Genomic DNA, 23,109 nt, shown 5'->3' on the forward strand with positions numbered 1-23,109 from the left:
TAGAATGGAATATATCAAAATAACAATTAAATACATTTAAAGGATTATTACACTATGTTGGCGGAAATATTACGGGGAGCAATGATCTCCGGTAGTCTTATTATTGCTATAGGCGCACAAAATCTATTTGTACTAAAGCAAGGTTTATTAAAAAATCATATATTCTTTGTGTCAGCTATCTGTTTTATATGTGATTTTACCTTAATGTCTATTGGCATCATGGGAGTCGGAACATTTATTAGTGCCAATCCTTTAATTACCAATATTCTTGCCATTTTAGGGGCACTTTTTTTAATATGGTATGGATTTAACGCATTAAAAAGTGCGATTAAAGGCACAAGTAGTATGCAAATTGAATCTCAAGATACAAAAAACAATAGCTTACTTAAAGTCGTACTTGCGACTTTAGCTGTGACGTTACTCAATCCACACGTTTATTTAGATACGGTTGTTATTGTTGGGGGAATTGCAGGCACGTTAACCAGTGAGCAGAAAATAGCATTTCTAATTGGTGCTGTTTGTGTTTCATTTATCTGGTTTTTTGGTATTGGTTACGGCGCCAGACTTTTAACCCCCCTATTCAAACAAAAAAGAATGTGGGTCATTTTAGATTGCTTGGTCGGTTTGGTGATGTTTTATATCGCTTATCGATTAATTATGTATGTTTACCAAGGTATTTAATTGACTTAAACCATTAATATACGATTATTGACCAACAAGATCGTTTCAACACTTGTGATCATTATAATGATTGCAAGTTAAGTTGAAATATTTGCAAATCTCGTCAAATTTTATTAGCCCACCTGATTAATCAAGCCTTTTTAATCTATAGCATAGTGGTCTTTCATTTTAAACAATGACTATGTTTGTATTGAAAACCTGCACTAATGCGTTTTATTACCTAAATATCTGCAAAATTAAAATCTTTAGCTTATTTTGTTGTTTAGATTAGTGGATTGATAATAAATTCAAATGAAATTTACATATTTTGCATGTCAAATTCGTTCCAGACGAATTTGTCGAACGCTTGCGTTCTCATCGCTTAGTTTACTTAAATTAGTCTTGTTGATTATGTTTAAAAACGAAGAAAGAAAGTGGTGGGTCGTGAGCTTGATTATTCGGCACTTCGTGTGCCTCACCCCTTCGGGGCCAACACTTCGTGTTGTTCAAATTCGTTCCAGACGAATTTGTCGAACGCTTGCGTTCTCATCGCTTAGGTTTACTTAAATTTATCTTGTTAATTATGTTGAAAAACGAGGAAAGAAAGTGGTGGGTCGTGAGCGATTCGAACGCTCGACAAACGGATTAAAAGTCCGCTGCTCTACCGACTGAGCTAACAACCCATAGAAAATTACTAAAAGTGGTGGGTGATACCGGGTTCGAACCAGTGACCCCCTCCTTGTAAGGGAGGTGCTCTCCCAACTGAGCTAATCACCCCAAATGTTTTATTGCTAAAACGTCACGGTAAAGATTGGTGGGTGATACCGGGTTCGAACCAGTGACCCCCTCCTTGTAAGGGAGGTGCTCTCCCAACTGAGCTAATCACCCTTACCGTGTGGATGTGCATTATAAGGCACGTCTTATTTCAGTCAACCTTTTTTTTCATAATTTCGCAAAATTAACTTTGTTCGATTTAATTTTAATCTTATTTTGCGTAATACTTCGCAAAAATCCCTTTTTTTCATTTTTATTTAATCAATCCTTATTATGCTTGGTCATAAGGTAATTTAAAATCATAAGTACACAATCGATCATGTTTATCCGAAAATGTCGTATTAAAATATATATTGAACCCCAATGGTTACGGTATCAAATTATCTATTTGGTTAACACTCAAACAGCAAAACAAAATGAGACTACCGTTAACTACCCTTATCAAAACTTGAATGATGTTGAACAACTGATTCTTGAGCTGAAGAACCGTATTCCAACACAATCGGTTTTTGAACTTTATCTTAATGAAAATGATTTCCAAACCAAACAACTCAAACTTCCACCACTTAATTTAGCCTTAGGCGAACTAGCTTTATATGTTGAAGCATCGATTTATCAATTATTTGAACTCACCGCTACAAACGTCTGTTATGATTTTATTTATTCTGCTGACAAACCTTATCTTAATGTAACAATATGTAAACGTGATTATGTCAATGAGTGGCTGGATTTATTTAAAAAACACAATTTAAGATTACACTGTATTGGTGGAGTAATTAATGAAGAGATAATCAATTTTTTACCCTGGCGACAAGAAAAACAGAAAAGGCAGAAATTTTCGTTACTTGTTACTATGGTGTGCATAATGGGGATTGCTTGCTGTTCTATGGGTTATTTATGGCATCAAACGCAACTTAAACTCAGTCATTACACCCTATTAAATGTCGAACAACAACATAACGAAAAACAGTTAACTCAACAATTAGCAACTTTTATTCCTAAGCTGTCGGTTAGCCAACAACAAATTTATCACGTTTTAACACTACTATCAGAACAATTACCACCTGTTATATGGTTAGAATCATTTCATTATCAACCGCAACAAGTGATGATTTCTGGTTATAGCTTTCGTCATATTGAGATTATCAATTTTAATCAAACGTTATTACGGCAGGATAACATCATAAAAAGTCAGATTCATGACATAACCAGACAAGAACACAATTTGTCATTTAAAATGGAAATCACATTCAATGAAGAGTGATTTTTTTAATCGCCCACTTTGGCAACAATATACTATCGGTTTTATTACTATCATCACAATGATCATCATTAGCTATCTATTTTTTATTGAGGATATTGCTAATCAAGCCAAACAGCAATTTAAACAGCATCAGATTCAGAGTGAAAAAATAAAACAGCTACAAACCCAAATTGACCGATATCAAACCCAAATGAATAGATCATTCGTTTTACTTTCAGAAAAAGATTTGGCTCATGCGATTACACAAAACCAGTTAACTTTACATGCATTCAGATACTATCGAACGGATAACAAAACGATGTGGGATATTGAGCTTCATGGACAATTTACTAATTTTCTAAACTTATTATCGACCTTTAACCACAATAGCTATTATCTTGATTTATCTGATTTTAGGATTCTTCGACAAAATAATCATCTAATCATATCGTTTACATTATCTTTCGATAAGGAAACAACATGAATCATTATTTATTCTCTAGCTTAATTTTTATCATGATGATTTGCTTTAATGCTGATGCAAATCACCGTTTGGCACGCGATCCATTCAATCTGACTGATTTGATATCGTGTACCGAACAAACTACCCAATTATTAGCACAGATACAAAGCTGGCAACTTAGCGGAATCATACAATCACAGCACAATAATTATTATCAAATCTGGTTAACGTCAACACAGCAATGGTTAGCAATAATCAATAGTGAGATTCCTCCAATGTTATTGCCTTGGCAAATCAAAACGCTTACGAATGATAACGTTGTTTGGCAAGCAAATCTGGCTCAATATTGTCAAGATAGTATTGTCTGGATGATGCCATTAAACAAGTGATATGAAGGAATTAACGTATGGCTAACATCCGATATCTTTTATTAAAACACCTCAAAAAATGGCAAATTATTAGCACTGTTTTATTCCTTGCTCAAGTCAATACTAGTTCAGCAACTAACAATCAATTATCTAAAATAAACCATTCGGAACTTATCACGTTAAATTTTTACCAAACTGATATTGGTATTATTTTGCAAGCATTAGCTGACAGTAAACAACTTAATTTGATTATGACTGAAGACATAGCACAAAAACAGACTATTAAGCTTCAAAATGTCGATTGGCATAAAGCATTAATGATTATAATCAATAGCGCTAACTTACAAGCCAAAATTGAGGACAATATCTTATTTATTTCAAAAGCGGAAGATCCCGAACAGATTAATCAAAAACAACGATTAGATAAATTATCACTTGAACAGCGTTTACCCTTAGATACTTTACCTATACGTATTGAGCATGCCGATCTGAACACATTATTGGATATCATCCATAAGCAAGCGCTATTGTCAGAACGTGGTAAAGTGATTGTTGATAAACGGACTAACTCGCTAATCATCACTGATATTCCCCCCAAATTGACAGCGATTAAAAGTCTTATCACATTGCTGGATAAAGCAATACCACAAGTCCATATTGCCGCTCATATTGTCAATATGAGTGATGAAAGTATGTCAGAACTGGGGATTAAATGGGGTTATGTGGGGCAGCCTTCGCAGTTAATCAATAAGTTCGATGTAAAATTGGGCGCTGCCAGTTCAACGGCTAATCTGGGCTTTAATCTTGCGAAAATGTCTGGCAGTTTACTCAATTTAGAGTTATCTGCACTACAGGCGGAAAATCAACTTGAAATTATTGCCAGTCCTAACTTACTGACCGCCAATCAAAATATGGCTTCAATTAAACAAGGCACTGAAATTCCTTACGAAGTATCGAGCGGTAGCAGCGGCTCGACTTCCATTGAGTTCAAACAAGCCGTTTTAGGATTAGAAGTGACGCCTAAAATCATTGGTGAACAGAGTATGATTTTAGATCTCCATATCACTCAAAACACCGCTGGGCAAGCGATTAAACGCAGTGATGGCGGTGAAGCCCTCGCTATAGATACGCAAGAAATCAAAACCCAAGTCAAGGTAAAAAGTGGCGAAACAATTATACTTGGCGGTATTTTTCATCAAATAAATAGCAAAAACGATCATAATGTACCTTATGTTAGCCAAGTCCCTATTATCGGTAGTTTATTTAAGTACAAAAATAAAAAGCAACAAAAGCGAGAATTAGTCATTTTTATTACACCGCAATTAGTTGAGTAAATGTGTACAGAGTTGTATCATACCCTATATTTTATATTTTTACTTTGAGGTCAATAAAGGATTCAAAGTATTGTTTTTTAAATCATTGTGATTTTCACTTTTTACACTAGTAGAGAATATTATGTTTCATGTTGTCGCTTCGGATTTAGATGGCACCTTATTAACGCCTGAACACAGTCTTTCACCTTATACCAAACAAGTTTTGCAAGCATTACGTCAAAAAGGCATTCATTTTATTTTTGCTACAGGGCGACATCATATTGATGTTGCGCAAATGCGTGAAAATATGGAAATTGATGCATTTATGATAACGTCAAATGGCGCCCGAGTTCATGATAGTCATGGAAACTTAATTTTTAGCCAAAATGTCGAACCGACGCTCGCCAGTCAAATCGCCCAAGAGTGCACTGACGATCCATTAGTGTTTACCCATATTTACCGAGGTGATCAGTGGTTAATTAACAAAGAAGATGCCTATTCTCTTAGCTTTCATCAAGAAAGCCGCTTTACTTATGAGTTTTTTAATCCTTTTGACTTTGAAACAGATGACATTGCTAAAATCTATTTCACAACAAGTGATGATGCCTTTCATCCACATTTAGTCAAATTAAAAAATCGGCTTGATGAAAAGTATGGCGATCAAGTCAGTATTGCCTTTTCATCATTAAATTGCCTTGAAATTATGGGCGCTAATGTTTCCAAAGGCAGTGCGTTAAAAAAAGTGGTCGATAAATTAGGATTAGCATTAAACGATAGTATTGCATTCGGTGATGGCATGAATGATTATGAAATGTTAAAAATGGTTGGAAAAGGGTGTATAATGCAAAACGCCACGCCAGATTTACGACAAAAATTACCTGAATTAGAAGTGATTGGTTCAAATGCTGATGATGCCGTACCGCATTATCTTGATAAACTTTTTTCAATTAATCCCTAACCAAATTATTGATAAAAATGAAAGCAGACAAAGAACTTAACACAATTGGATTACGCTGTCCTGAACCCATAATGATGGTTCGCAAAACGATGAGAGAGCTTGCTGTTGGGCAAGTTCTTCTTGTGATTGCTGATGATTTGGCAACAACTCGTGATATTCCCAGCTTTTGCCGGCATATGGATCATGAACTATTAAGTTCACAAATTGAATGCCCACCTTTCTATTACTGGATAAAAAAAACGCATTAAATGCAGGTCAACATGTCGCTAAAGATAGATATGTTTATCAATTAAAATCAAGTTGATATAGATAATATCGAAGTGTTCGCCAATCGCTAGTTGTCAAATTATCGCTCATCAAAAAAAGGGTACAGTGTTGCCCTGTTCGCCTTGATTTCAAATTCAAAAATAGACTATAACGAAGTATTAAGGGTTTTCGCATTAAATGCCATCGCTGATTGTGCCAATAAATCTGATTAATGTGATGAAATAAAGCTAATTCACCAGTTATTGTTTGAAAATAGCTAAGACTGCGCCACCACTCAACTATCAATAAAATGATCACCACAAATGTATAGGCGTTAAATGAGGTATCGGCAAATAAAAATAGGCTAGCCATTATTAACAATAAATAAAAACTTGATGAAATGATGATTTGCAAGTAAGATTGCTTAAGTTTTGTACTCCACATAATGATCACCCAAAAATAATAACGTCTAACTTTCTCATACTTTGCTAGAAATATTTTAGAATTAATCAATAATTGTGAAACAACACGCACATAGAATCGTATACGATAAATCTTTATTTATTAAAATGGTTAACTTCAAAATTACGATAGATACACTAAAATCAAATTTTTAATGTGCAATTGAAAGATGATTGAATGATTTTTAGGAAGAGTATTTTTTTGTGTTGTTCGATTAAATTGAGTGCTCAGTATTGAAAACGAACAAAGGGACTTATCACTTTTTGTTTTATGCAATTTACTATAATTAGTATATACTCATCGACCTAAAAAAAGTTAAAAACCTTACAGGAAATAGAGTTTTTTTAATTATTTCCAAATTTACCTTAAATCAATTAGGTAGGAATGATTAGTGATGTTAGTTAGAGTAATAAAGTTTTTTCTCAAATTTTTTGCTGGTTGCTTACTGTGTGGCTTAGTCATCGGTATAGCTGGTTACGCCTATTATTCAAAGGATCTACCAGATGTTGCTACACTAAAAGATGTGCAATTACAAACACCGTTACAAGTACTCAGTAAAGATGGTGAGTTAATTGCGATTTTTGGTGAACGTCGACGTACGCCTCTTAAATATGATGAAATACCTAAAACGGTTATTAATGCGGTTATTGCCACCGAAGATTCCCGATTTTATGAACATTTTGGTATCGATCCAATCGGAATTATTCGTGCAATGTATATTGGATTAAAACAAAAAGGATTTTCACAAGGTGGAAGTACTATTACTCAACAAGTTGCTAAAAACTTCTTTTTAACTTCTGAAAAAAGTATTTCTCGAAAAGTAAAAGAAATGATCTTAGCGATCCGCATGGAAAAAGAGCTGTCCAAAGATGAGATCATGGCACTTTACTTAAACATGATTAACTTTGGTTCACGAGCTTATGGTGTTGCAGCAGCTTCCTATACTTTTTTTGGTAAAACACCTGATCAATTAACTTTAGATGAAGCCGCTTTATTGGCTGGTCTTCCGAATGCGCCTTCTGCATATAATCCAATTTCGCATCCTAATAAAGCATTAACAAGACGTAACTGGGTATTGGGACGAATGTTAGATCAATCCTACATTACGCAAGCGGAATATAATGAAGCCATAAAAAAACCTTTAAATGTCAGTTACCATTCTCCACAGATCGCCTTTTCTGCTCCTTATATTGCTGAAATGGCACGGCAATTTATGTTTGAAAAATTTGGCGAAAAAGCCTATACGGACGGTTATAAAGTTTATACCACTATCTCAAAACAAGACCAAATTGCCGCAACAGAATCAATACAAAAATCGATCATTGATTACGACAAACGACATGGTTATCGTGGTGCTAATAAAATTTTATGGAAAGAAAATGAAACCGCGTGGCATGACGCAAAAATCCTCGAAACATTAAATAAATACACCTGTTATAGTGGAATCTGCCCAGCCGTTGTGCTGAAGTCTACGGATAAACAAGCATCAATTGTTTTAACTGATAATAGTCATGTTGAGATTTTGTTCGATGGCATGAAATGGGCAAGACCATTTATCAATGATAATAAACAAGGCGCTTATCCACATAAAGTATCAGATGTGCTAAAAGCGGGCCAGCTTATCTGGGTGAGAAAAGTTAACGACTTATGGGAACTGTCTCAACTACCCACTGTCAATGCGGCATTGGTTTCATTGGATTCTGAAAATGGTGCGATAAAAGCGATTGTCGGTGGTTTTGATTTCAATCTCAGTAAATTTAACCGTGCGACACAAGCACTGCGTCAATTAGGCTCAAACATAAAGCCATTTATCTATACTGCAACGTTAGAACATGGCTTAACAATGGCAACACTCCTTAATGATGCACCAATTGTTCGAACAACAGGCAGCACGACCTGGAAACCCAAAAACTCACCACCGCAATACGCAGGCCCTTTACGTCTGCGCATTGGTTTAGGTATGTCTAAAAATGTCATGATGGTACGAGCCTTACGTGCGGTTGGAATCGACTATGCCGCCACTTATTTAGAACGATTTGGCTTTCCTAAAGAAAATATTTCGCATAACGAATCGCTTGCTTTAGGTTCTGCATCATTTACGCCTTTACAAGTAGCAAGAGCGTATTCTGTTATCGTTAATGGCGGCTATTTGATTACCCCTTATCTAATTGAAAAGATTGAATACACAAGTGATAAAAGTATTATCTATCAACATCAACCTGTTATCGCTTGTCACGACTGTCAAGATGATCTCATTATTACTGACTCAACACCTCAAACTAATAACGATGTGGAAAATGCTACCAATGAATCTGGCAGTGAAGAGCCTGAACAAGCGAATCTCCGAGCGGATGATAATATCATTATTCCTGACATTGAAATTAATCATGAAAATAATAATAAGCCTATCACACCAATTTATGCACCACATACATTAAGTAGTGATATTGCCTTCATTATGAAAGATGGGTTACGTTCAACGGTATTTGGAGGTTCAGATTGGCAAGGAACAGCATGGCGTGTTAAAGCTTTAGGTCGACGAGATGTAGGCGGTAAAACGGGGACAACCAATGCATCTAAAGATGTTTGGTTTTCTGGATTTGGTGCCAATATTGTCACAACTGTATGGATGGGTTTTGACGATCATCGTCGTGAATTAGGAAAAACCTTCCGCGCTGAAGGCGGGGCCAATACGGCCAATCCAATATGGGTTGACTATATGAAAGAAGCATTAAAAGATGTGCCTGTTGTTACCGATGTTCAACCGGAAAACGTAATTAGTGTTACAATCGACCAAAAAACAGGATTATTACCACAATCTGGTGCAAACACCATGACAGAATATTTTATTAAAGGCACTGAGCCTACCCGTTATGCAACTAAAGAAGTCGGTACCGAAACAACAGATTCGGACGGTAACATTTCTGAACTATTCTAATTGAGGTATGATAATGAATGGTTCAATCAGAATAATTGGCGGAAAATGGCGAGGACGTAAATTAGCTGTACTTGACAAGCAAGGGTTGCGTCCGACCACAGATCGCATTAAAGAAACACTGTTTAACTGGCTAATGCCAGTTATTCATGACAGCACCTGTCTGGATTGTTTTTCAGGTAGTGGTTCATTGGGATTCGAAGCCGCTTCACGCGGGGCTAAAAGCGTGACGTTACTTGAAAAAGACAAGCAAGTCGCGAGCCAACTCAACAAAAATAAACAGCTCATAGCAAGTCATGCTATCGATATCTACCATACAGACACTTTAAATTGGTTGAATAAACCCGCCTCAAAAAAGTTTGATATCGTGTTCATCGATCCCCCCTTTCATCAAGGTTTAGTTGCCGATACGGTAAACTACCTTGAGAAAAATAACTGGCTAAACGCCTCATGCTACCTCTACATTGAGACGGAAATCGATCACAATGTATTGAGTTACATTCCGAATAACTGGCATTTACATCGCGAAAAAACCGCCGGTCAAGTTCATAGTTATCTATTTATACGAGAAGAAATTTGATGTTCATATTATTTGGTAAGATTTTTTATTCTATAGTTTGGCTATTTTTATTCGTCAATTTAATCCACCCCTACCCCACTCCAGCCAATGTTGTTGCCTATGTAGGATTACTCATTTTTACGCTTTTGCACGGTTTACAAGCTTGGATTCTTTACTCAACGATGACCAATCAAGAAAAGCGAGAGGATAAATTTAAACCACTTAGATTATTTATTTTTGGTTTTTTTGAATCACTTAGCTGGAAATATAAAAAATAGTTAAAAAAAAATCTTGCGACCTCAAAAATTTTTTGTATAATGCTCACCACTTCTTACGAAGAATTCCAAAAAGCGGGAATAGCTCAGTTGGTAGAGCGCAACCTTGCCAAGGTTGAGGTCGCGAGTTCGAACCTCGTTTCCCGCTCCAATTTCATCCTTATAAAAACTCTATACATACCCGTTTATTATATTATTTAATTGTGTTAATACTTATTACCCATTATATTGTCTGTGTAATTCCCTTTTGATAATCGTAGATGTTTTACTTATTAGTAAAGTGAAATGTACTTTGTCTTTTCTCAAAAGACAAACAAAAATAAAGCAAAATAAAAACTCAATTTATTTTGCCCTATATATCGTCGTATGCCTGCAATGCCAAACGTTTACTTTACTAATATTATCCTGTTTACTAAACAACTAAAAACTATTTGTTGTTTTAAAACCACCCCCACCAGATGAGGAACTCGATCTAAATCCACTACTTCTTGAAGAAGAACTCCTTGACGAAGAACGGCTAGAAGATGAACTACTTACTGACCAACCTGAAGAATGCGTTTCTTGTCTGACTACTCTATAGGCTAACAGTGTTTGAATGATGCTTTCAGGAAAAACACGACTATTGAATAAGTTATTCAATAAATCATCAAGTTTTGATGATGATAGATTAAATTCATAAAGAGAACTCGGAATATTATTTTCTTTAAATATATAAAGTGCTTGTTCAAAGCGATGATAAGTATTCTCCAGTTCTCTAATCGTTTTTAGTAACGTGATAAGATAGGCTTCCGTATCCTTAATTTTTTGGTTTAGCTCTAAAATTCTTTCTAACAAAGCATCATCTTCTTTCGATTGAGTCTGCAAAGTTAAATCCGTTAACTTATTAAAAGTTTGTTCTTGGAACAATTTAGCAAGTTGATTTGAAATTGTCCTAAACTGAAAACTTTCGCCTTTTCGAACTTCTTCTAAGGTATTTTCAGTCTCCAGTTTTTGTTTTTTATAATCTGCTAAATCTTGCTCAGTTTGAGCTAATTCCATTTTTGTCTCGGGTAATTTTAAGCTTTTTTCAACTTCATATTCTTTTTGTTCTTTCTGTTTCGAAATTTGTTCGTAGACGTTTTTTTTATTTTCAAAACGCAATTTAGACTCTTTTATTAACGCCTCAAGTATTATCTGATTTTTGTAGTTTTCAGAAAAATTGACAAATCTGGCTACCCAAGCATCTAACTTACGAAATATCCCAAAAGCTTTATAATTACTTTCGCCAAATCGGCGATTAACCAAATAGTTGTAATAACGATTCTTATGATATTGTGCTAATTTGGTTATAAATTCTTGTTTAGACGCATTATAATTTTTTGTTTCGGAGGTTAACGCTAATTTAGCTTCGTTATAATGATTAAAAATCGAGACATAATCAGCATCACTTTCAAGTTGCATAATCTTCTTTGTTGTTAGCTCATCTAATCGCAACAGCACTTCTGCCATTTTTTGATTATAGTCTTCAATGACATGATCTAATTGACCCGATTTATCTTCTAAATTACGGCATAACTCTTGTAATTGTCGGATGAACTTTTGAATCTGAACATCATCATTTTTAGGCGATTCTAATAAATAAATCGTTGCTATCTTCTGATATTTTTCGACCTGTTCATTTTTCATATCCACAATTTTTTGACGAGAATCTTGCAACTCTTTTTTCGCTTTTGTTAATGAAACATTTACACCCGAAAGTTTATCCTCAATATTTCTTTCAATCTTTTTAGGTTGCATTTTTTACCACTCCAAAATCCGTCCTGACTTAACCGAATTTGGGCAAATAAACATTAAACGTCCTTTCGGTTTATTGCATAATTGGTTATTATCAATATGCCCATCATCAATTTTATCTGCTCTGACACTATTATAGGCTTTTTCAGTTACCTGTTGACCAAACATATCCACAAATTCTGTTTCGCCCGTTTCAATACTTTTTACCCATAACGAAGTGGTATCTCCATTAGGCAATGTTGGAGTAACAATAATGTACCAAGATTTTCCATTCGTGTTTTCATGTGTCCGCTCAACACCTGATTTATAATACGGGTTATCAACAATCGTTAACGTCAAATTAGTTTGAGCAAGCTTAAGATAATAAGCTATCATTTTTTGATAGTTTTCTACATTATCAAAACTGAGATTTTTTAAATCTGCTTGTAACACATCTTGTAATGCAAGCACAGGTCTCATATCCGAATCAGGCACATTAAGTGCTAAAAATTGATTATTATCAGCTTGGATTTTATTTGCTATCGCCTTTGCCCTATCGATAGAATTGTAGAGCATTTCAATTTGACTAAAATCGACAACCTGTTGTCCTTGATTCAGATTGTCAATAACTGAATCAACCGCATGTTGTAATACAGGATATTGCTTACTTTCCTTGATAAATTGGTCACTTTTAATTAATTCTGCTAATCGTCTATCATCTTCAAGCAATGTATTTAACGTTTTCATTTGCAAACGTATTTCAGATAATTTATCACTTACGGTAAGACTGGCTTGCTTAAATTTATTATATGTTTCTTGTTCACTTTCGGTAATAAAAGAACCAGCAACCGTTGGTTTAACCAACGTCGGAATTAAATCTTGATTAAGCAGACTTGCAATAGAAGCTTTTAATTTTTTGGCGGGAATCTGTGCATAATGAATAGGATAATTATCAATTTTGGTAAACTGATTTTTTAACTCAGTTAAGGTGTTTTTAGACGTTAAAATCTGACTATAATAGTTATCGATGTTGGCTTTGATATCTTTTGTCACACTTAATTTACTGTAAACCACTATGACAGATAAAAACAAAATAACACCGATAACTATTGATATCGCCTTTCTTTTAATATAACAGAGTACCAACAAATGCTGAAACCAAGAATGCTTAGGAGCATTAAAACGTAATCGATGATCAAACCATCGATTAATGCCTTCTTCAATGATTTGATTATCGACAATTTGCCCTTTAGCTTGATAGTAGGATTTAATACTTTCTTTTAAATTACTCCGTAATTTATCGCGATCCAAATGCTCAAGTAATAGTTGCTGTTTTTGGTAAAGCTCATCAATTATTGCCATTGCACCTAATTGATCACTCAGTTTAATATCCTGCATCAACCCTCAACCTTCAAAATGATATTATTAAAGCGTTGTTTTCCTTCTTCAACAATCCGATCTATTTCTTTGGCGTTATCAATCGACTCATTTCTGAGTTCGGCAATTAATTGTTGGCTTGATTCTTGGTAATTTACAATTGATTCGACCAAAGCTCGCAATGAATCCGCTTTAATGGTTGAGCCATAACCTGCTTTTAAACCTTCTTCTAGTTGTTTATTACCAGAAGTCGCAATGCTTTCAATACCTTTACTCATACCTTCTTTCATTGCCTCTAAGGTTTTCGTACTTTCACTTAATCCTGTTAATGAAGTAATTGAAGCACTTAAAGCAGTAAATACAATTTCGTTGGTTGAAAAAAAGCTAACACTTTGTTGATAAACACGTTCTTTCACAGAAGTGGTTTGCTGTAATCGGGCAAAGACTGCTTCGGCAGAATTATAAGAAACAGTTAAATTATTGGCGAGATCTAACACAATTTGATAACGACTATCTTCTTGTTGAACATTACGTAATGCTTCATCTCGTAAAAGTTCTAGACGAGCACGTGCGACAGGATCATCAACATTAAAATTATCAACTTCAGCAATAGCCTCTGTTAATTTTTGTTTGCAGTCATCAAGGCGAGCAGTAGCAATTTGCAATACTTCTTGCGCAACAATTTGAGCTTGTTTTAAGCCAAAACGGAAATCTTGATAAGCATTTAAAATAACATGTTCACGTTGAACCTGATTGCCAGTTTCTTTCGAAACCTCTAAATAGGTTTTCTTAATCAAGTTAAATCGATCTGGAATAGAACCGCGTTGAAAGGTCATCCAACCCATTTTGATTTTTTCGATAAAATCTAATTTACCGTCATCTAGCCAACCCAACATTTTTTCCATATCCGTACGAATACTATCAAAATGGCTGACAATTTTGGTATAGCGATCTGAAACGTGTACACCGTCTATTTGCTCCCGAACCACTTCATTAAATGCACTTTGCTGTTGAAGTGTTCGCGCAATGGCAATAATACGATTTTTATCAATTTCAGCAATATTATCTAATAGTTTTAAAATCGGCGCATCGGCTTGAGGTTTAATCATAATTCCGATTTTATTTAACAATTGTACAGCTCTATCTACATATGAAACAACCTGACTAGACATCCTTTTTATTCCTTTAACCATTTTATCTTTAATATTAATCGCTTAAGCGAGCTGATTGAATTATATCTTAATAAAAAACTAATCACAATTTGAGATTCGTTTTAATTAAAGGTTAATAATTCAAATTTAGTAATAAAAACACAACCCCCGTTTTTGGCATAATATTCCCAATATATTTCAAAAATATGAGCAAAGATGTAATTTCTGTTTTGACATATCGCCATTTTGAGAATGGGAGTAATTGGCTATCGCTGACAATAAGGTTGCAGTTAATTTTTTTATAAAAAAATGACTAAGAAAATGGATTCAATCTATTGGATAAAAAAATAAACTATTTAAATGAATATCAAAAGTAAACAATTTAACTCATCATGATTGCTTATTTTTTGATTGCCAATTTTATTGCTATATGGTAAAAAAAGCTTAGTTACTTCTTTTTTAGTTTTATTTTTTTAAGTAAAAAAACAAACAAATTACAATTTTACACTTTCCCATTTTTAGTAATATAAACTGTTTTCATATTTAGCATTAACAATAATCTGTTGCTAGTCAAAAAAATCGTTTCCAATTATTAGTTATATAAGTAGGTATATGTTCAAAAAATTAAGCTCTACTTTGTTTTTTAACATAATTGCCAGATTCACGTAATGAGTTCTCAGCTGTCATTTTCAACTATTTGCTCTGTCGATTCAGAGTTCTGTTTAATTGTTAATATAAATGAGAGATTACCATGAATAAAATATATAAGTTGGTATGGAATGCACAGCGTCAAGCTTTTATCGTAACTTCAGAAAAAGCACAATCTAAGAGTAAATTATTTTTCACCAATTTACTGTCAATAACAACATTAACGTTAGCCTCGATTTCCATAAGCTATGCACAATGTATTGATAATCTTTCAGACATTAATACGAATTGCCAGCAGCAGAGTGATCAACAACCATACGACAATCATCAAGTTAGCCAGCAAACTCCAAAATATTTTCAATATCCTTACTCAATAACTAATTTAAACAATTCGGTGGAAATCACACTGCCAAATCATATTGAATCGAATGACGATGGTTATGATTACTCAAGTAGTTCTGATGTCGATAATTTAACTGTGAATCAGCCAGCGGGTGAAATCATTGGCGGTAAATATGGCATTAACATCAATCATAATGGTAAAGGCTCTACAAATCTTACCATTTCTGGCAGTGTTATTGGAAAGACAAATGCGGGGATACAAGTCACACATGCAATTGATGCCCAAGATTTAAATATTACAGAATTAGTTGGTGCTAATATTCATGGACAAGAATTTGGTATCCAGGCAATAAATAACGGGCGTGGGGTAACAACAATTACCACCTCAGAATCCGTGATCGCTGATAAGGGGATTGCTATTAATGTGGAAAATAACGTTGATACTAAAGGTTTAAATATCACGCAATCGGCTGGCGTCATTCATGGTATATTAGCGATTAGAGCTATGCATAATGGTAAAGGTTCATTGAACATCTCAACGTCGGGAGAAGTCATTTCTGACTCAGGAGATGGAGTCTACGGAATCAACAATTCAAACGCAAGTGATATTACTATTGGTCAATATGGCGGTTCAATCAAAGGTGCTCTAAATGGGATTTTTGCTAATAATGCAGGCAACGGGTCAACTACAATTACAACGGCTGGAAACATAACAGCACAAACACAATATGGCATATTCGCTCATAATGATTACAATACTCATGACTTAACAGTTACCCAGTCTAATGGACATATCACTAGTCAATCCCACGGTATGAAATTGGAAAACTATGGTAATGGTTCAACAGTCGTAACCACGTCAGGGGATATTATTAGTCAGGAAGGAGATGGGATATTAATCGATAATTTAAACAATACCAAAAAACTTACATTTAACCAATTAAAAGGCAGTATAACTGGCTATCATCAAGGTATTAATTTAATCCACACTGGTAATGATGCTATGTCAATTACAGCCAATGGGGATATTATTGGTCAACAATCAAATGGTATAGCCGCTTTTGGCGCTGCAAATACTCAAGAATTAACTATCAATCAATTGAAAGGCAATATTATTGGTTCCACTATTGGTATTTTTGCTCAAAATGGCGGCACAAATTCAACACTGATAACCACTTCTGGCAACGTGACAGGACAAAATTTAAGCGGAATATCTGTTCAGAATAATACTAATACGCATGATATCACCATTAACCAAGCATCCGGTACAATCCATGGGAATTTAAATGGGATTGAAACTTTCAATATGGGTAATGGCACAACGTTAATTACAACTGCAGGTGAAATAACCTCAAGCTCATCAAGTGGTATCTATTCGATAAATTATAACAATGCGAAAGATATTAATTTGATTCAGTCACTTGGAAGCATTTCTGGAAAAAACTATGGTGTTTATCTTGATAATAACGGTAATGGTTCAAGCTCTATCACTGTAGCTGGCAACGTTACTGGCGGTAGTAAAGATGGTTTATTTGTTAATAATCATACTAATACTAAAAATCTAACCGCTAAACAATCTTCGGGTATGATTCAAGGAAAAGAGAATGGTATCAATTATAACAATTCTGGTAATGGCTCAACCTATATAACAACTTCAGGCACTGTAAGTGGTGAAGAAAATGATGGTATATATGCAATTAACGATATTCATACACATGATTTGAATGTTATGCAAACGAAAGGTAGCATTAATGGATATCTAAATGGAATCAATATACAAAATAAAGGCAGTGGCTCAACATCAATAATTTCATCGGGTGATGTGGTTGGTAGCCAAAAAAATGGTATTCATGCATTAAATGATCAATCAAGTACTAACTTTGTTGTTTCGCAAACATCGGGATTGATTAAAGGGTTAATTTATGGTGTGTACATTGAAAATAATGGAACAGGATCAACATCAATTAATACATCTGGAAATATTGTTGGCGGTCAAGAAGACGGCATTTATGCATTAGGAAATGATAATACACAAGAAATAAAAATTGGTCAATTAGACGGCAATATCACAGGATCAAATCATGGCATTAATATTTTAAATAATGGTCAAAATTCCAGTACCATTACCACATTAGGCAAGGTTAATGGATTAGAAGGTCATGGTATTAATGCTATCAATAATTCTCATGCTAAAGATCTGACCGTGATTCAATCATCTGGCGAAATTAATGGTAAATTAAATGGCATAAAAATGCTCAACAATGGAACACGTTCAACCCTAGTCAGTATAGCCAGTAACGTTACCGGTAACTCGCTTGATGGAGTAGAAGTTATAGGACAGTCTTCAACCAATAATTTGATATTTGGACAGATAAAAAACAGTGAAATTAAGGGATATATTAACGGCGTTAATTTATTAAATAATGGACAAGGTTCAACAGGATTAAAAGTGGCAGGGAAAATAAATAGCCAAACCCGAGATGCTGTCCTTGTGGTTAATGATACCAACACGAACAATCTTTCGTTTAAACAAGAGAAAGAAGGCAATATAGAAGGCGCTTTAAATGGTGTTTACCTCACCAATCAGGGACGTGGATTTACGCATATTGTTAATGAAGGTTCAATTCTTTCTAATGGTGGTAATGGTATTTTCGTGGTAAATAAAAATTTGACACAAAACCTCAAAATTGAATCGTCTGGTAATATTAAAAGTTTTGATAATGGTATTAATGCCCTAAATGAAGGAAAAGGCTTTACCTCATTATCATCTTCATCAAATATTACAGCTAACATGGGTTCAGGAATTCATTTAATTAATGGAGAAACAGCAACCGATATGACAATTACTCAATTAAATGGCGTAATCTCAGGTTTTGATAGTGGTATTAAAGCGATAAATAATGGTTCAGGCTTCACGCAAATTGATATATCGGGCAAAGTGATTAGCCAAGATAATGTATCTGGGAATGGTATTTATACTTCAGGTAAAGAAAACGCGAAAACCTATATTAATCTTAATCAAGGTGCTGATGTTTCATCAGCAAATAATATTGCGATTAGAAATGAATCAACCGATTCCATCGTCTCACTAAATAATGGTTCTAAAGTAAGTGGAGAAATCAGATTAGGTTCGGGCAATGATACCTTGATCATGAATCAAGGTGCCGATATTTCTGCACTCACTATCATTGATGGTAGCGAGAAAAAAAATCAAATCAGGCGCGCATCTGAACTTGATACGCTCATACTGAATTTACATCTTACAGGTTCTTCAACCTCTGATGGTGCCATTAATAATGTTGCTATTTATAATTGGGAAGATATCACACTGAAAAATACAGGTAGATTAACATTAACCGGTGATCTCAACACCAACAAGCTAACGCTTGAATCTGGTGCTGTAGTTGACCTGCACCCTTCTCTTCATCAAGTTAAAGTTAATGGTAACGTCTACAATGGTGGAACAATCACTTTAAGCAACACTTTTGCCGGCGATAACATGACAATAAGTGGTGATTACATAGGTAATAATGGTAAATTAATACTCGACACCGTTGTTCAAGACAGTGATAGTCCAACAGATAAATTGATTGTAAACGGTAACACATCGGGCAATACATTTATCAGCATCAATAATATTAATGGATTAGGTGCGGATACAGGTAATACCAATGGCATTGAAGTCGTTCATGTTGATGGTACGAGCACGAATGATGCATTTAGCATTGAAAATCAACATATCGATGTGGGTGCTTACGAATATATCCTATATAAAGGCGATATTAATAAACAAAATAATAATTGGTATTTACGATCATTTTTGATTAAAGATCCAGAGCAACCAATCAATCCGGACAACCCAACCAACCCCGAAAATCCGACTAATCCAACTAATCCGGATAACCCGAACAATCCAGATAACCATACAGAACCTACCGACCCGATTATCGACCCTGACCCGCAAGATCCTAATGTAACCCCTGGAACAATAACATACCGAAAAGAAGTCCCAATGTTTGCTGCCATTCCCGCCCTATTACGTCAAGCTGATAATATTATGCAAGGCAATATGCACCAACGTATCGGCAATACGCCATTTTTAGATTCACCGATGACTTGGGGCCGATTCATCAATAAACGGATCAATTTACAACAGAGCGGTATAGCTAACGCGCATAGCAAAGGGAATTATACAGGCTTACAGTTAGGTAGTGATATTTTGCAGAATAAAGAATGGCGTATGGGGGCTTATTTTGGTTATTTGCGTGGAGATTTAAGTGTTGATGGCTTTGCGAGTGGCAAAAATGGTCGAGTGGGAAGTAACAAAATCGATTCATACTTTTTAGGTGCATATGGTACCTATATGCAAGACAATGGCACATATGTGGATATTGTTTTACAAGGTGCGCATCATCATACCGATGTAAAACCGAATGGAAATAAAAACAGCAAACAAAAAGGATACGGTTTCAGTGCATCGATCGAAACAGGCAAACCCTTTAACTTATCGGATAGTGGCTGGAAATTAGAACCACAAGCTCAAATAATACACCAATGGTTAAATTTGGATGATAGTCATGTGAGTGGAAACACTAAAATTAAACAAAGTCATATCAATAAATGGTTATTCCGTGTTGGTGGTCGATTTGAAGGTCTATTCCAAACCGAAACCGGTATTTTACGTCCCTATGCAAGGGCGAATTTATTCTATTCACCTAATGGCGCCGATCGTATTAACTTTGCTAGCCAGAGTGCATCAACAAAATTCAGTAATGGCGCAAAATACCTCAGCTCAGAAATTGCACTCGGTGGCAGTTATGAATTAAACAATCAAATGAGTATTTACACTGAAGTTGGGCATACGTGGACTAATGGCGGAAAAGCGAGAGTTAAAGCGCCATTCAGCAGTTCAATAGGTATTAAAGCCAACTGGTAATATTACTGAGCATCCTAATTTAAAAACAGATAAAACCGATAACATTGTTGCTATCGGTTTTATCTTGAAATTTGTTTACTACTTTTATAATTTAGCCTCAATCATTCATCCAATCACGCTTACAAATCGATAAAAACTAAAAATACATTTTTAGACTTTGTGATATTAATTATCATCTTCTAGCAACGATTTAAATCGCTTTCACATCACTGCGTAATTAATCTTAATAATTATCTCAAGCGCTATATAAAAAAACATTATGATAATGATTATTTTCTATAAAGATACTAATGAATTATGGTACTGTTTCGGCTTGTTATACAGATTTTGTTTCAAAATAGGAAAACAATTATGAGTCAATCATCCAATCCATTAGTTCGTTTCTATCTGAAAGTGGGATTAATACCACAGATACTATTAGGATTAATTTTAGGCATTATTTTGGCTGCCGTCTCAAAAGAAACCGCCTTAGATATGTCTTTGATTGGAGAACTATTTATCAATGCGCTTAAATCCGTTGCGCCAATATTAGTTTTGATTCTCGTTATTGCCTCAATTGCCAATCACCAACAAGGCAAGCAAGCAAACATGAAACCCTTAATTGCACTTTATTTGACTGGAATGATGTTAGCAGCATTATTAGCCACGGTTGCCAGCTTTCTATTTCCATCGCAAATCTCATTTGGTGATACACTTGAAAATTTAACCTTTACTCCACCTAATGGCATTTCTGCGGTATTAAAAACTTTATTAGAAAAGATGATCGATAATCCAGTTAGTGCCCTTATCAACGCCAACTATATTGGCTTAATTATATGGGGTGTGGGCATTGGTTTAGCCTTAAGGCACTCAAGTGAAACAACCAAAACCATGATGAGCGATTTATCTTATGCTATCTCATTTATTGTGAGAATTATCATCCGTTTTGCGCCCTTAGGTGTATTTGGACTTGTAGCATCAACACTGGCAAAAACAGGCTTTGGCGAATTATTAAAATATGCGCATTTACTGATTGTATTAGTTGCTTGTATGCTAATTGTTGCATTAGTGATTAATCCCCTACTCGCATTTCTGGTTATGCGTAAAAACCCTTATCCATTAGTATTTACATCTTTAAAAGAAAGTGCGATCCCCGCCTTTTTTACCCGTAGCTCTGCCGCCAATATTCCTGTTAATATTGAAATTTGTAAAAAATATAAAATGGATGAAGATACCTATTCGGTTGCTGTGCCACTTGGTGCTGCGATTAATATGTCTGGGGCGGCAATCACCATAACCGTTTTGACACTTGCCACTGTCAACTCAATGCCAGCAAGTGCTAATATCCATGTCGATATCTACTCCGCACTTTTACTCTGTATTATTACTTCTATATGTGCTTGTGGTGCATCAGGTATTGCCGGTGGCTCACTGCTTCTTATTCCGGTTGCCTGTAGTATGTTTGGCATACCGAATGAAATTTCAGCAAATGTAATTGGTATTGGCATTGCAATAGGTGTCATTCAAGACTCCGTTGAAACCGCATTAAATTCCTCCAGCGATGTGGTATTTATCGGTGCTGTATCATCAGCAGCGCAAAAGAAACAATCGGCATTAAATTAACATCTTATTTTTTAATGAAGGATTATTTAAACAATCAGTTAATCAAACAAAATACTTCACTGCTTAAATACCTCCCAAAAGCATGATAATCTAACCATTATCATGCGAAGCGTTGAAAGTCACATTTTAACAATGTTATGTGACACCATTCATAATGGTGTCTATAACCCACATGCACAATAAGATTGCTTTTATTAAAACGACTCATTATTATGAGAATCTTTTTAACAATTTGACAACCTCCTATAAATCACTATGTCAACACAGTCATTCTCAAAAAAAGGTAACGACACTAAAGCAGCATTGATCCGTAGTGGCATGGCGTTAATGACAACTTATGGCTACCTATCCTCAAATCTAGAAAGCATATTGAAACAGGTTGGTGTACCCAAAGGGTCATTTTATTACTACTTCAAAAGTAAAGAAGATTTTGGGCGAGCCATTATCGCGTCTTATGATAGCTTTTTTAGTCATAAATTAGATAAACATCTAACCGACAGCTTGATATCATCACCACTCGCTAGAATCAAAGCTTTTTATGAAGATGCTAAACAAGGCATGGCAAAATATGATTTTAATCGTGGTTGCTTAATTGGCGAACTAATCCAAGAAGAATCGTTATTACCGGAAGGGTATGCACAACTACTTGAACAGATTTTACAAAATTGGCAGACCAAACTAGAACACTGTTTATTACAGGCACAACAATGCGGAGAACTGAGTTCAGCGGTAAACTGTAAAGCCCTTGCAGAATTTTTTTGGATTGGTTGGGAAGGCGCCGTAACTCGTAGTAAATTAATAAAAAAATCGGCACCTTTAGATCTGTTTATTCAACTTTTTTTAGATAAAATAATTCAATAATACCAATGGTTAATTTTGATTTATTCCCTCCTAACCAATTCATGTTACGCACGCTTAAATAACCTTTAAAAGACAATTTATATTATTTTGATTGCCTATCACTAGGCAATATGATACAAATAATAGCGAATTATCGTACTATCTTTTCAAGCAAAAAATAATCGATAAATTCAATATACAATCT

17 protein-coding genes and 4 tRNA genes are annotated in these 23,109 nt (G+C 34.9%); 14 read left to right on the top strand and 7 right to left on the bottom strand.

Annotated elements, in window-relative coordinates; all coding sequences use genetic code 11:
- Positions 1–54 precede the first annotated feature (54 nt).
- Positions 55–681, top strand: a complete 627-nt coding sequence (locus J3U36_RS04015; protein WP_267361149.1) for a LysE/ArgO family amino acid transporter — start codon at positions 55–57, stop codon at positions 679–681.
- Between the two features lie 586 nt (positions 682–1,267).
- On the opposite strand, the gene J3U36_RS04020 is transcribed toward J3U36_RS04015, so the two are convergent.
- From J3U36_RS04020 to J3U36_RS04030, 3 genes are all read right to left on the bottom strand, one after another.
- Positions 1,268–1,343, bottom strand: a tRNA-Lys gene (locus J3U36_RS04020).
- An 18-nt stretch (positions 1,344–1,361) separates the two neighbouring features.
- A tRNA-Val gene (locus J3U36_RS04025) sits at positions 1,362–1,437 on the bottom strand.
- A gap of 35 nt (positions 1,438–1,472) precedes the next feature.
- Positions 1,473–1,548, bottom strand: a tRNA-Val gene (locus J3U36_RS04030).
- Between the two features lie 205 nt (positions 1,549–1,753).
- On the opposite strand from J3U36_RS04030, the gene J3U36_RS04035 reads away from it, so the two are divergent.
- The 6 genes from J3U36_RS04035 to tusA all read left to right on the top strand — a co-directional run bounded on the left by J3U36_RS04035 (position 1,754) and on the right by tusA (position 6,027).
- On the top strand, positions 1,754–2,698 hold the full coding sequence (locus tag J3U36_RS04035) for a PilN domain-containing protein (protein WP_267378092.1): 945 nt from the start codon (positions 1,754–1,756) through the stop codon (positions 2,696–2,698).
- On the top strand, positions 2,688–3,161 hold the full coding sequence (locus tag J3U36_RS04040; protein ID WP_267378089.1) for a hypothetical protein: 474 nt from the start codon (positions 2,688–2,690) through the stop codon (positions 3,159–3,161). The genes J3U36_RS04035 and J3U36_RS04040 overlap by 11 nt, the downstream gene beginning before the upstream one ends.
- Positions 3,158–3,529 (top strand): hypothetical protein, encoded by a 372-nt coding sequence (locus J3U36_RS04045; RefSeq protein ID WP_267378086.1) that lies wholly within the window; start codon positions 3,158–3,160, stop codon positions 3,527–3,529. Before J3U36_RS04040 ends, J3U36_RS04045 begins: the two co-directional genes overlap by 4 nt.
- A 17-nt stretch (positions 3,530–3,546) precedes the next feature.
- Positions 3,547–4,842: a secretin N-terminal domain-containing protein gene (locus tag J3U36_RS04050; RefSeq protein ID WP_267378083.1), complete on the top strand. Its 1,296-nt coding sequence runs from the start codon at positions 3,547–3,549 to the stop codon at positions 4,840–4,842.
- Between the two features lie 121 nt (positions 4,843–4,963).
- On the top strand, positions 4,964–5,779 hold the full coding sequence (locus tag J3U36_RS04055; protein WP_267378080.1) for a Cof-type HAD-IIB family hydrolase: 816 nt from the start codon (positions 4,964–4,966) through the stop codon (positions 5,777–5,779).
- Positions 5,780–5,787: 8 nt separating this feature from the next.
- On the top strand, positions 5,788–6,027 hold the full coding sequence (tusA, locus tag J3U36_RS04060; RefSeq protein WP_411597448.1) for a sulfurtransferase TusA: 240 nt from the start codon (positions 5,788–5,790) through the stop codon (positions 6,025–6,027).
- Between the two features lie 37 nt (positions 6,028–6,064).
- Here the strand turns inward: tusA and J3U36_RS04065 are convergent, their stop codons facing one another.
- Positions 6,065–6,469, bottom strand: a complete 405-nt coding sequence (locus tag J3U36_RS04065) for a protein YgfX (RefSeq protein ID WP_267360425.1) — start codon at positions 6,467–6,469, stop codon at positions 6,065–6,067.
- Between the two features lie 412 nt (positions 6,470–6,881).
- Between J3U36_RS04065 and J3U36_RS04070 the strand changes: the two genes are divergently transcribed.
- The 4 genes from J3U36_RS04070 (at position 6,882) to J3U36_RS04085 (ending at position 10,407) form a co-directional block, all read left to right on the top strand.
- On the top strand, positions 6,882–9,425 hold the full coding sequence (locus J3U36_RS04070; protein ID WP_267378401.1) for a penicillin-binding protein 1A: 2,544 nt from the start codon (positions 6,882–6,884) through the stop codon (positions 9,423–9,425).
- Positions 9,426–9,438: 13 nt separating this feature from the next.
- A complete protein-coding gene (gene rsmD, locus J3U36_RS04075; RefSeq protein ID WP_267378076.1) occupies positions 9,439–10,002 on the top strand; it encodes a 16S rRNA (guanine(966)-N(2))-methyltransferase RsmD in 564 nt (187 codons plus the stop codon).
- The gene (locus J3U36_RS04080) at positions 10,002–10,259 is read left to right on the top strand and encodes a DUF1145 domain-containing protein (RefSeq protein ID WP_267351250.1); all 258 of its coding nucleotides are present in this window, start codon (positions 10,002–10,004) and stop codon (positions 10,257–10,259) included. The genes rsmD and J3U36_RS04080 overlap by 1 nt, the downstream gene beginning before the upstream one ends.
- 72 nt (positions 10,260–10,331) lie before the next feature.
- Positions 10,332–10,407: transfer RNA gene (locus tag J3U36_RS04085), tRNA-Gly, on the top strand.
- A 269-nt stretch (positions 10,408–10,676) separates the two neighbouring features.
- Here J3U36_RS04085 and J3U36_RS04090 read toward each other — a convergent pair.
- From J3U36_RS04090 to J3U36_RS04100, 3 genes are read right to left on the bottom strand one after another with little or no spacing between them, the layout of a single operon-like run.
- A complete protein-coding gene (locus tag J3U36_RS04090; RefSeq protein WP_267378072.1) occupies positions 10,677–12,032 on the bottom strand; it encodes a hypothetical protein in 1,356 nt (451 codons plus the stop codon).
- A gap of 3 nt (positions 12,033–12,035) precedes the next feature.
- On the bottom strand, positions 12,036–13,406 hold the full coding sequence (locus J3U36_RS04095; protein ID WP_267378069.1) for a DUF6384 family protein: 1,371 nt from the start codon (positions 13,404–13,406) through the stop codon (positions 12,036–12,038).
- Positions 13,406–14,557, bottom strand: coding sequence for a hypothetical protein (locus tag J3U36_RS04100; protein WP_267360493.1), 1,152 nt, complete (start codon positions 14,555–14,557; stop codon positions 13,406–13,408). Before J3U36_RS04100 ends, J3U36_RS04095 begins: the two co-directional genes overlap by 1 nt.
- Positions 14,558–15,287: 730 nt before the next feature.
- Here J3U36_RS04100 and J3U36_RS04105 point away from each other — a divergent pair.
- The 3 genes from J3U36_RS04105 (at position 15,288) to J3U36_RS04115 (ending at position 22,925) form a co-directional block, all read left to right on the top strand.
- Positions 15,288–20,462: an autotransporter outer membrane beta-barrel domain-containing protein gene (locus tag J3U36_RS04105; RefSeq protein WP_267378064.1), complete on the top strand. Its 5,175-nt coding sequence runs from the start codon at positions 15,288–15,290 to the stop codon at positions 20,460–20,462.
- A 351-nt stretch (positions 20,463–20,813) separates the two neighbouring features.
- Positions 20,814–22,064, top strand: a complete 1,251-nt coding sequence (gene sstT / locus J3U36_RS04110) for a serine/threonine transporter SstT (protein ID WP_267351241.1) — start codon at positions 20,814–20,816, stop codon at positions 22,062–22,064.
- A 255-nt stretch (positions 22,065–22,319) separates the two neighbouring features.
- A complete protein-coding gene (locus J3U36_RS04115) occupies positions 22,320–22,925 on the top strand; it encodes a TetR/AcrR family transcriptional regulator (RefSeq protein ID WP_220216702.1) in 606 nt (201 codons plus the stop codon).
- The last annotated feature ends 184 nt before the right edge of the window (positions 22,926–23,109 follow it).

It is taken from the genome of Gilliamella sp. B3817 (genome assembly GCF_026536705.1).
Classification (GTDB): Bacteria; Pseudomonadota; Gammaproteobacteria; order Enterobacterales; family Orbaceae; genus Gilliamella; species Gilliamella apicola_I.

Coding starts and splice junctions, on each gene's coding strand:
- J3U36_RS04015 (WP_267361149.1), top strand. CDS start 55: ATGTTGGCGGAAATATTACGGGGAGCAATGATCTCCGGTAGTCTTATT.
- J3U36_RS04035 (WP_267378092.1), top strand. CDS start 1,754: ATGTTTATCCGAAAATGTCGTATTAAAATATATATTGAACCCCAATGG.
- J3U36_RS04040 (WP_267378089.1), top strand. CDS start 2,688: ATGAAGAGTGATTTTTTTAATCGCCCACTTTGGCAACAATATACTATC.
- J3U36_RS04045 (WP_267378086.1), top strand. CDS start 3,158: ATGAATCATTATTTATTCTCTAGCTTAATTTTTATCATGATGATTTGC.
- J3U36_RS04050 (WP_267378083.1), top strand. CDS start 3,547: ATGGCTAACATCCGATATCTTTTATTAAAACACCTCAAAAAATGGCAA.
- J3U36_RS04055 (WP_267378080.1), top strand. CDS start 4,964: ATGTTTCATGTTGTCGCTTCGGATTTAGATGGCACCTTATTAACGCCT.
- J3U36_RS04065 (WP_267360425.1), bottom strand. CDS start 6,469: ATGTGGAGTACAAAACTTAAGCAATCTTACTTGCAAATCATCATTTCA.
- J3U36_RS04070 (WP_267378401.1), top strand. CDS start 6,882: ATGTTAGTTAGAGTAATAAAGTTTTTTCTCAAATTTTTTGCTGGTTGC.
- rsmD (WP_267378076.1), top strand. CDS start 9,439: ATGAATGGTTCAATCAGAATAATTGGCGGAAAATGGCGAGGACGTAAA.
- J3U36_RS04080 (WP_267351250.1), top strand. CDS start 10,002: ATGTTCATATTATTTGGTAAGATTTTTTATTCTATAGTTTGGCTATTT.
- J3U36_RS04090 (WP_267378072.1), bottom strand. CDS start 12,032: ATGCAACCTAAAAAGATTGAAAGAAATATTGAGGATAAACTTTCGGGT.
- J3U36_RS04095 (WP_267378069.1), bottom strand. CDS start 13,406: ATGCAGGATATTAAACTGAGTGATCAATTAGGTGCAATGGCAATAATT.
- J3U36_RS04100 (WP_267360493.1), bottom strand. CDS start 14,557: ATGTCTAGTCAGGTTGTTTCATATGTAGATAGAGCTGTACAATTGTTA.
- J3U36_RS04105 (WP_267378064.1), top strand. CDS start 15,288: ATGAATAAAATATATAAGTTGGTATGGAATGCACAGCGTCAAGCTTTT.
- sstT (WP_267351241.1), top strand. CDS start 20,814: ATGAGTCAATCATCCAATCCATTAGTTCGTTTCTATCTGAAAGTGGGA.
- J3U36_RS04115 (WP_220216702.1), top strand. CDS start 22,320: ATGTCAACACAGTCATTCTCAAAAAAAGGTAACGACACTAAAGCAGCA.